The 9,241-nt window shown below is 39.9% G+C and carries 7 protein-coding genes and 6 tRNA genes; 12 read left to right on the forward strand and 1 reads right to left on the reverse strand.

Features of this window, described 5'->3' with window-relative positions; genetic code table 11:
• Positions 1–16 precede the first annotated feature (16 nt).
• The 6 genes from AC06OU_RS07515 (at position 17) to AC06OU_RS07540 (ending at position 732) form a co-directional block, all read left to right on the forward strand.
• Positions 17–92, forward strand: a tRNA-Asp gene (locus AC06OU_RS07515).
• A 143-nt stretch (positions 93–235) separates the two neighbouring features.
• Positions 236–311: transfer RNA gene (locus tag AC06OU_RS07520), tRNA-Phe, on the forward strand.
• An 8-nt stretch (positions 312–319) separates the two neighbouring features.
• Positions 320–393, forward strand: a tRNA-Gly gene (locus AC06OU_RS07525).
• Between the two features lie 6 nt (positions 394–399).
• Positions 400–476, forward strand: a tRNA-Ile gene (locus AC06OU_RS07530).
• Between the two features lie 86 nt (positions 477–562).
• Positions 563–653, forward strand: a tRNA-Ser gene (locus AC06OU_RS07535).
• Positions 654–660: 7 nt separating this feature from the next.
• Positions 661–732, forward strand: a tRNA-Glu gene (locus AC06OU_RS07540).
• A 493-nt stretch (positions 733–1,225) separates the two neighbouring features.
• On the opposite strand, the gene AC06OU_RS07545 is transcribed toward AC06OU_RS07540, so the two are convergent.
• Positions 1,226–2,137 carry a 1,4-dihydroxy-2-naphthoate polyprenyltransferase gene (locus AC06OU_RS07545; RefSeq protein ID WP_475855001.1) on the reverse strand — a complete coding sequence of 304 codons (912 nt, stop codon included), beginning with the start codon at positions 2,135–2,137 and terminating at the stop codon, positions 1,226–1,228.
• A 152-nt stretch (positions 2,138–2,289) separates the two neighbouring features.
• On the opposite strand from AC06OU_RS07545, the gene AC06OU_RS07550 reads away from it, so the two are divergent.
• The 6 genes from AC06OU_RS07550 (at position 2,290) to AC06OU_RS07575 (ending at position 9,127) form a co-directional block, all read left to right on the forward strand.
• Positions 2,290–3,651, forward strand: coding sequence for an isochorismate synthase (locus tag AC06OU_RS07550; RefSeq protein WP_475855002.1), 1,362 nt, complete (start codon positions 2,290–2,292; stop codon positions 3,649–3,651).
• A complete protein-coding gene (gene menD, locus AC06OU_RS07555; protein ID WP_475855004.1) occupies positions 3,644–5,356 on the forward strand; it encodes a 2-succinyl-5-enolpyruvyl-6-hydroxy-3-cyclohexene-1-carboxylic-acid synthase in 1,713 nt (570 codons plus the stop codon). Before AC06OU_RS07550 ends, menD begins: the two co-directional genes overlap by 8 nt.
• On the forward strand, positions 5,344–6,168 hold the full coding sequence (gene menH / locus AC06OU_RS07560; protein WP_475855005.1) for a 2-succinyl-6-hydroxy-2,4-cyclohexadiene-1-carboxylate synthase: 825 nt from the start codon (positions 5,344–5,346) through the stop codon (positions 6,166–6,168). The genes menD and menH overlap by 13 nt, the downstream gene beginning before the upstream one ends.
• Entirely contained in the window at positions 6,165–6,983 is an 819-nt protein-coding gene (menB, locus tag AC06OU_RS07565; RefSeq protein ID WP_475855006.1) for a 1,4-dihydroxy-2-naphthoyl-CoA synthase, read from the forward strand. Before menH ends, menB begins: the two co-directional genes overlap by 4 nt.
• Positions 6,984–7,085: 102 nt before the next feature.
• Positions 7,086–8,504, forward strand: a complete 1,419-nt coding sequence (locus tag AC06OU_RS07570; protein ID WP_475855008.1) for an o-succinylbenzoate--CoA ligase — start codon at positions 7,086–7,088, stop codon at positions 8,502–8,504.
• Positions 8,505–8,569: 65 nt separating this feature from the next.
• On the forward strand, positions 8,570–9,127 hold the full coding sequence (locus AC06OU_RS07575) for an AAA family ATPase (RefSeq protein WP_475855010.1): 558 nt from the start codon (positions 8,570–8,572) through the stop codon (positions 9,125–9,127).
• The last annotated feature ends 114 nt before the right edge of the window (positions 9,128–9,241 follow it).

Here is a 9,241-nt window from a genome sequence, read left to right on the forward strand (position 1 = left end):
GTCCCCGCAACCAAATGGTCCCGTGGTGTAGCGGTTAACATGCCTGCCTGTCACGCAGGAGATCGCCGGTTCGATCCCGGTCGGGACCGCCATTTATTATTCAATATGTTAGAGATTTAGGATAAGCAAGCAAATCGAGGAAGCAATCGAACGAAAGAAGGAGCGTACTAAAGTACGTGACTGAATGAGTGAGTGAAGCTGACAAAGAGTTGTGCTGCTTAGCGTAAATCGAAGAGGCTCAGTAGCTCAGTCGGTAGAGCAAAGGACTGAAAATCCTTGTGTCGGCGGTTCGATTCCGTCCTGAGCCACCATTTATCACGCGGGTGTAGTTTAGTGGTAAAACCTCAGCCTTCCAAGCTGATGATGTGAGTTCGATTCTCTTCACCCGCTCCAATTAATGGGCCTATAGCTCAGCTGGTTAGAGCGCACGCCTGATAAGCGTGAGGTCGATGGTTCGAGTCCATTTAGGCCCACCATTATTCCGAGGTAGCTCAGTGGTAGAGCAATCGGCTGTTAACCGATTGGTCGTAGGTTCGAGTCCTACCTTCGGTGCCATATATATGGGGAAGTACTCAAGTGGCTGGAGAGGCGCCCCTGCTAAGGGTGTAGGTCGGGCAACCGGCGCGAGGGTTCAAATCCCTCCTTCTCCGCCATATATAAGGCCCCTTGGTCAAGCGGTTAAGACACCGCCCTTTCACGGCGGTAACACGGGTTCGAATCCCGTAGGGGTCATAACTGTAAAAAGACAATCACTTCGGTGATTGTCTTTTTTATTTTATCTTTATGATATGTAAGGACCGTTATAACACTGCAGGTCCTGACGGGAAGAGGTATTAAGAAAAGTAGTGTATTTATTGTATTGAATCTATACTGCACTTACTTATAATAATTTCTCTGTCATGTTTGTGAAATTCCTTTTTAAATATTGTTAGCAAGACGATAACATTAAAGTGTTCGAGTCGGTCCTACATTATAGCATTTGGAGCATTATCTTCTTGTGAAGAGATTTACTTCTAAAAGTTCTTCCACCGACCGATTATTGAAGAGAACCAACCGATTATTTTTCCTAACCGACCGATTATTAAACAAAACCGTCCGATTCTAAAGAAACTATGCGAAATCAATTATTTGGTTAGACTTTTCTTTCTTCGTTTACACTTCTGCAACCTCTAACTTAAACTTCACAAATAAAAAAGCCAGGAAGGGTTAACTTCCTGACTGACCATCATAGTAAAAATCCTATTAACAAGCCAATTCCTAAAAGAAATACGAAAATGGTATTCGTAAGAGCGGTGTTTTTCATTGCTAATCCAACTTCAAGGTGATTCTCTTTAGATTTAAATAGCATTATAGCATCTAGTGGTTTCTTAGCACTTAGGAAGACTAGTAAAGCCCAAGGTGTAATCATTTGTAGAATTACTAGTAAGATGATCCATACATAAGAAACGATAAAAAATAGGGCTAACACATTAATAGCATTGTCTCTACCTATTAAGATAGCCATTGTTTTCCTACCGCCTTTTGTATCCTCTACAATATCTCGAATATTATTAGAAAGCATAATAGCAGCGACAAGCAGAGTGCTAGGGATAGATAGGAACAAGGCAAAATTTGGTATAGAACCTACCTGAATGTATGTAGCAATTAAAACAATAAACATTCCCATAACCACGCCACTGAATAGTTCTCCAAACGGTGTATAAGCTATTGGGTAAGGTCCACCGGTATATAAGTATCCAATGAGCATACAAACGGCTCCAACGATCAATAAAAGCCAAGATGATTGGGAACAAATATAAATACCTAACAGAGCAGCTAGGACGTATAGAACTAAGGCTAATTGAAGCACTGTCTTTGGTTTAACTCCATTGCGGACTATTGCGCCACCAATGCCGATAGATTCTTCACTATCTAGACCTCTTTCAAAGTCGTAGTACTCATTAAACATATTCGTAGCAGCTTGTATAAACAAGCACGCAATGAGCATTGCTAAGAATAAAGGCCAATCAATATTTACGTAATAAAGGGCAATCATTGTACCTAAAAATACAGGGGCAAACGATGCAGTTAACGTGTGTGGTCTTGTTAACTTCCACCATATACGCCAGCCTTTATCAGCTTGTAGTTCTTGTGACATATAAATTTCTCTCCTTTTAAAGAATCAACTTCAATTTTAGCATACATTTGTAGCTAAATGTGTGCCGAAACGTGGAGAAAGTTGTATGATAAAGGGTAGAGTAATAAAACATGAACTTAAACTAGCAGGTAATTTATACGGAGGTCATATATATGCCGAACACCACCGGGCAAAATAAATCAACATTACGTTTTTATACAGAAACAATAGAAGTATCCAGAATGTCTGCTCATGCCTTTTTTGAAGCAGGAGAGGATTACTATAAAGGGAAACGATTCTTTTGGCAAAACAAAGAGAAAACGTTCACATTGGTTGGACTTGGACATGCCTATGTTCTGTCTAATGATTTAGAGAAAAATAGATACAGCGATATAGCTCAAAAATGGGACGACCTTTGTGCATGCTCATTAATAGAAAAAGCAGATGTTTCTCCAATTCTATTTGGTGGATTCTCTTTCGATCCTTCAAACAATATTTCATCGGAATGGAATAGCTTCCCGTCTAGTTTTTTTGCTGTGGCTACATTTCAATTAGTCATACAGGACGACCAGGCTTTTGTAAGTATTCATCATATTACAGAGGAAGAGGACAGCTCTGCAGCTTTTGAGCGCTTACGTATAGAAAGAGATACATTAATTCATACAGCTCAAGTGAAAGAACTGAAGGTCCATAAAAAGCCACATCTTCTTCAACGAGAAGATAGATTAAAGGAAGAATACTTATCAGCGGTTGAAACTGTAACGGAAAGAATCCGTAATAAGGAAGTAAACAAGGTAGTTATTGGACGCTCCCTAAAGTTAACCTTTGATGATATCTTTTCACCATCTACAGCAATTTACAATGCATCGATGGAGCAACCTGAAAGTTATTTATTTGGTCTTGAGAAAGAAGACAAGACTTTCTTTGGGGCGACTCCAGAGAGATTAGTAAAATTGGAAAATGGAAAGGTTGAATCTGCTGGTTTGGCTGGATCCGTTCGAAGAGGAAAAGACCAAGTGGAAGATAAGAAGCTTGGAGATGCGCTATTATCGGATAATAAAAACTTAATGGAACATGAATATGTTGTTCAGATGATTAGAAAAGTATTTGAGCAATATTGTGAGCAGGTTAAGATTCCAGCTAGACCAAAGCTTATGAAAATAAGAGATATTCAGCATTTATTTACACCTATTGAGGGGAAAATTAAAGGAAGCTCTTCTCTTTTCGAGTTTGTAGAAGCTATGCATCCGACACCAGCACTTGGTGGTGTACCTCGACAAGAGGCCATTGAGATTATTAGAGAATCTGAACAAATGAACCGTGGTTACTATGCCGCTCCAATCGGCTGGGTGAATGCCGAGGGAGATGGAGAGTTTGCGGTAGGTATTCGTTCCGCTCTCATAGAAAACCAATACGCTTATTTATATGCTGGAGGCGGATTAGTTTCCGAGTCCACCTCTTTAGAAGAGTTTGAAGAAACAAGAGTTAAATTCCGACCAATGCTTCGAACTTTGGGAGGAAATATGAATGACTAACGCGGGCTTTCTAACATCTTATGTCAATCAATTTGTAGAAACTATTAAACAAGCGGGCATAGAGGATATCGTGCTATGCCCAGGATCTAGATCCACTCCTTTAGCGTATGGGTTTGCAAAAACGACAGGCTTTAACTTCTATAGACAAATTGATGAGCGTTCTGCAGGATATTTTGCTTTAGGAATTGCCAAAGCGAAAAAGAACCCTGTAGTTCTATTGTGTACTTCAGGTACTGCTGCTGCGAATTTCTTTCCGGCGATAGTGGAAGCATACTATGCAAGAATACCATTACTTATTGTGACAGCGGATCGCCCACATGAACTTAGAGAGGTTGGCGCTCCTCAAGCGATAGACCAAATACATCTATTTGGTAAGCATGTAAAATGGTCGGTCGATTTTCCCTTACCTGAGGAAAGAGAAGAAAGTCTCGCGTTTATAGAGAGACATATTCATCGTGCAGTTTCTTCTACTAGGAGTGCACCGATGGGACCAGTTCATATCAACGTGCCGTTTCGTGAGCCATTATTGTTAGAAATGGATCGACCTGCTTCTGTGCCTCAAATGCAGCAAACAGAATTAGGGAAGCTTGTGCCAAGTAAAGAATGCATCAATTGGTATACTCAGTTAATAACAGACACAGAGAAGGGACTTATTATTGCAGGTGATTCCTTAAACTCAACAGTAGGTTTCTGGGAGTTTGTGAAAGCTATACAATGGCCAGTACTAGCTGATCCATTGTCTACACTTAGAAGTAATGTACCTATGGATTGTATGCATTTGTGTATAGACCAATATGACGCTATTTTAAAAAGTGAAGTGTTTATGCAATCAGCTATCCCTGAAGTAGTAATTCGTTTTGGTGCTCAGCCGGTTTCTAAGCCGCTCATGAAGTTTCTAGAGGCAAACCCTCCTAAAACTTTTATAGCTGTGGATGAAAGTCCAATATTTAGAGATTCTCTTCATGTTGTAACTCATCACTTACAAGTAAATCCGTCATCTCTTTGGTTGCAGGTAGAAGAAAAGCAATCTTCTGGCTATCTTGAAAATTGGTCTAAGGCTAATGATATAGCAACGAAACATATTCAGACGTATATTTCAGAGCAAACCGACGAGGGTGCGTTAGCGGGAACGTTATTTGAGGGGCTTCCAGACAAAACGGATTTAATAGCAAGTAGCAGTATGCCTATACGTGATGTAGACACCTTTTTCAATAAAACCTATAAGGATGTCCATGTATATGCCAATAGAGGGACAAACGGAATTGATGGAGTAGTGTCTACGGCTTTAGGTATTCAGGCAGCAACTAAAAGACCTGGCTATCTATTAATTGGCGATTTGGCATTTCTCCATGATGTAAATGGATTAATAGTTACTCGTTTTAGCGAAACAGACTTAACCATTGTTATTATGAATAATGATGGAGGAGGCATATTCTCTTACTTGCCACAATCTACGGAAACTAATTACTTTGAGCATTTGTTCGGGACACCTACAGGGCTTGAGTTTTCAGCTATTGCTACTATGTACGATGCTCAATATGATGTAGTAAATACTAAGGAAGATTTTCAAGCTGTCTTAAGTAAGGATAAAACGAAGAATATACGTATGATTGAAGTTCGTACGGATCGACAGAACAATACAGAAACTCATCGAAAGCTTTGGGCAGCAATCACTAAGGAGCTGGATGTCACTTGGAAAGCTTAATAACCGTTAGGTCAATTCAGATGAAAGTTAAAAGGTACAATACAGGTGCCGAGAAGAAGGCAGTCTTTCTGCATGGATTTACTGGATCTAGTAGGACATGGGAGGAAGTTATTGCTTCTCTAGATCCTTCTATTGAATTGCTAACCATTGATTTAATTGGCCACGGGGAAAGTGACAAGCCTGAAAATGCTAGCCGTTACTTTGCTGAGGAACAGGTGGAGGATCTCCATGCACTAATCCAACAGATAGGCTGGGATCATTTTACGCTTATAGGGTATTCTATGGGTGGTAGATTGGCACTTGCCTATGCAAGTAAGTATGAGGTCGACTGTTTAATACTAGAAAGCAGTTCTCCAGGCTTAAAGGATGAGGAAGCTCGTATACAAAGAAAATCAGCGGATAGCAAGCTGGCTGAAAAAATTCTAGTAGACGGTGTCCTTGCGTTTACAGATTACTGGGAGCAGATTCCTTTGTTTGATTCGCAAAAGAGTTTATCACTGAAGAAGCAGCAACAGATAAGAGAAGAGCGAATATCTCAAACAGCAATGGGCTTGTCGAATAGCTTGAAGGGATTTAGCACTGGAGTGCAGCCTTCCTTATGGGAGAAGCTAGGCTCTCTTGAATTTCCAGTCATCATGTTAACGGGAGAACTAGATAAGAAGTTCTGTGAAATTGCTAAAAAGATGTTAACGTTATTACCAAATGCTGACTGGAAAATAATAAATGGTGTGGGCCATGCAATTCATGTGGAAAATCCCAAATTGTTTGCTACAATAGTAGAGGATATAATTTTGAAGGAGGATGTAAGATGACTCGTGAATGGACAACATTACATACATATGAAGACATTAAATATGAATTCTATAATGGAATTGCTAAAGTAACGATTAATCGCCCAGAAGTGCGAAATGCTTTCCGTCCTAAAACAGTGATGGAAATGATCGACGCATTTTCTCGTGCTCGCGATGACAAAAATGTTGGTGTAATTATTCTAACTGGAGAAGGCGAAAAAGCTTTCTGTTCAGGCGGAGACCAAAAGGTTCGAGGTCATGGTGGATATGTAGGCGAGGATGAAATCCCACGTCTAAATGTTCTAGACCTACAACGTTTAATCCGTGTAATTCCTAAGCCAGTTGTAGCTATGGTGGCTGGTTACGCAATCGGTGGAGGTCATGTATTACACGTAGTTTGTGACTTAACAATCGCAGCTGACAATGCTATTTTTGGACAAACTGGACCAAATGTAGGCTCCTTTGATGCTGGCTATGGTTCAGGCTATTTAGCTCGTATCATTGGTCATAAGAAAGCACGTGAAATTTGGTACTTATGTCGTCAGTATGATGCAAAACAAGCGTTGGATATGGGCTTAGTAAACACAGTTGTTCCTTATGAGCAATTAGAAGATGAGACTGTACAATGGTGTGAGGAAATGCTAGAAAAGAGCCCAACTGCTCTTCGTTTCTTAAAAGCAGCTATGAATGCAGATACAGATGGACTTGCTGGTCTTCAACAATTAGCTGGAGATGCAACACTTCTTTATTACACAACTGATGAAGCTAAAGAAGGTCGCGATGCGTTTAAAGAAAAACGTAAACCAGACTTTGGTCAATTCCCACGTTTCCCGTGATTAGAAATTTATGAGTTTTCCTAAGCTGTCCTTTAAAGGGCAGCTTTTTTTAAAAGATAGAATACATTTGCTTGTGCTTTACTTAATAAAGGAGTTGTTTTTATGTATCCTAATCTCTTGGTTAAACGAGCAAGTCTTACACCAAATAGATTAGCTATCATATTTGAAGACCAACAATGGACATTCTCACAATTACAGCAGGAGGCAATAGACTTTGCCGAGAAGCTACATACATTAGGCGTTAACAAAGGGATGAGAATTGCTATATTGGCATCCTCCAGCCCACAGCTAGTGACAGTTTTACATGGCTGCATGCAATTAGGCTGTGAGCTTGTTATGCTAAATGAACGTTTAACAGAGGACGAGCTGATTTATCAATTAAATGATAGTCAGTCTGACGTATTATTAGTCGATCGGTTAGATAGAAGCTTGATGTATGGTAACCGGATATCCTTTAGTCAGGTTACAGAAGCCTCTAACAAGCGATTTCAAATAGACTATGAATGGCCAAAGGATAGAACAATCACTATTATGTACACATCTGGTACGACAGGGAAGCCAAAGGGCGTCCGCCAAACACTAGAAAACCATGTGATGAGTGCAACTGGATCTGCTTTAAATCTAGGTGTTCAGCCTAATGATTGCTGGTTATGCGCAATGCCATTGTTTCATATTAGCGGATTTTCTATTCTAATGCGTTCCGTTCTATATGGTATGACAGTCAGCCTCCATACAAAGTTTGACGCATATAAGTCTATAGAGGAAATTTTAAATGGAACAGTTACTAGAATGTCCGTAGTCGCTGTAACGTTAGAAAGATTGATTAGTGTCTTAGAGGAACGGAATTTAACGTTCCCGGATACTTTCCAATCTATGCTAGTCGGTGGAGGGCCTGTACCTCTCCATTATTTGGAACGAGCGGTTAAATGTAAGATACCTGTTTTACAGACATATGGTATGACGGAGACATCCTCACAAACCACGACATTATCTAGTGAGGATGCTATTCGTAAGCTAGGCTCAGCAGGAAAGCCACTCTTTTTTGCAGAAATAAGTATTTCTGGAGAAAAGGAGATAGGAGAAATCTGTATTAAAGGACCACATGTTACGAAAGGTTATGTTGGAGCAGCATCTTCCAAGGATCCACAGGATGACGGGTGGCTCCATACGGGAGATATGGGCTATATAGATGACGAAGGTTATTTATACGTCGTCGACCGTAGATCAGATTTAATCATTTCGGGTGGAGAAAATATTTATCCTGCTGAAGTGGAGCAGGCCATAGTTAAGCATAGTGCTGTAAAAGAAGCCGGAGTAACTGGGATTCAGGATGATAAATGGGGGCATGTACCGATTGCCTTTGTTGTGCTAAAGAGCGAGGTTACCGAACAAGAATTAAAATCATTTATGAAAACTCAGCTTGCTACATATAAACAGCCTGTCCGATATTATTTTATCGAGGAGCTACCTAGAAATGCTTCCAATAAAATTTTGAGAAGAAAGCTTCATGAATATTTATAAAGCCGAGAGAACAGCTTTCTCGGCTTTTTTACAGGTTATTCTTTTATTATGAGGAGAGGAAACGTATGAGAATTCAAATTATAGGCGGATCTGGAACAGGGAAGAGTACATTAGGTGAATATTTTGCACAGCGAGAGCAAATAAAATGGATCGATACCGATTCCTATCTGTGGAAGGACGATACGTTTCTAGAAAATAATCCAATTGAAATAAGAAGGGAAATGTTTCAGCGAGATATCACTTCTAATAAGTGTTATGTAGTCTCAGGCTCTATTTTTTCATGGCATCCAGATGGCTTTTCCAATCGGGATCTTTTAGTATTTCTGTCTTTACCGGAGAATGAAAGAATGGAACGCATAAGAAATAGAGAAATTTCCCGCAAAACTGGTAAACAATCATGGCTAGATGAGCATGGATTGTATACGAATGACTTTATAGAATGGTGCAAAACATACCTGATGGAAACCGATAAAAGCCAAGGAGGGACATATGTGGCACAGCGCTATGAAATGGAATTATCCACAAGTTCCATTCTCCACCTAAATAGCTCCAAAGAAGTCGAAGCGTTATACGATGAAATAAAACAGTACTTACAAATTCTTAACTTAGATAGACTTTCATAACAAGAAGTTGATGGTAATAAATTTGGAATCGGTCGGTTCCAGTCAATAATCGGTCGGTTCTCAAACATAATCAGTCGGTCACCCCAAACAATAGGTCGGTCACACCAATAATAT

This window comes from Psychrobacillus sp. (assembly GCF_056205495.1).

Bases quoted from the DNA above. Each gene is read 5' to 3' on its own strand.
- AC06OU_RS07545 (WP_475855001.1), bottom strand. From the start codon at position 2,137: ATGTCACAAGAACTACAAGCTGATAAAGGCTGGCGTATATGGTGGAAG.
- AC06OU_RS07550 (WP_475855002.1), top strand. From the start codon at position 2,290: ATGCCGAACACCACCGGGCAAAATAAATCAACATTACGTTTTTATACA.
- menD (WP_475855004.1), top strand. From the start codon at position 3,644: ATGACTAACGCGGGCTTTCTAACATCTTATGTCAATCAATTTGTAGAA.
- menB (WP_475855006.1), top strand. From the start codon at position 6,165: ATGACTCGTGAATGGACAACATTACATACATATGAAGACATTAAATAT.
- AC06OU_RS07570 (WP_475855008.1), top strand. From the start codon at position 7,086: ATGTATCCTAATCTCTTGGTTAAACGAGCAAGTCTTACACCAAATAGA.
- AC06OU_RS07575 (WP_475855010.1), top strand. From the start codon at position 8,570: ATGAGAATTCAAATTATAGGCGGATCTGGAACAGGGAAGAGTACATTA.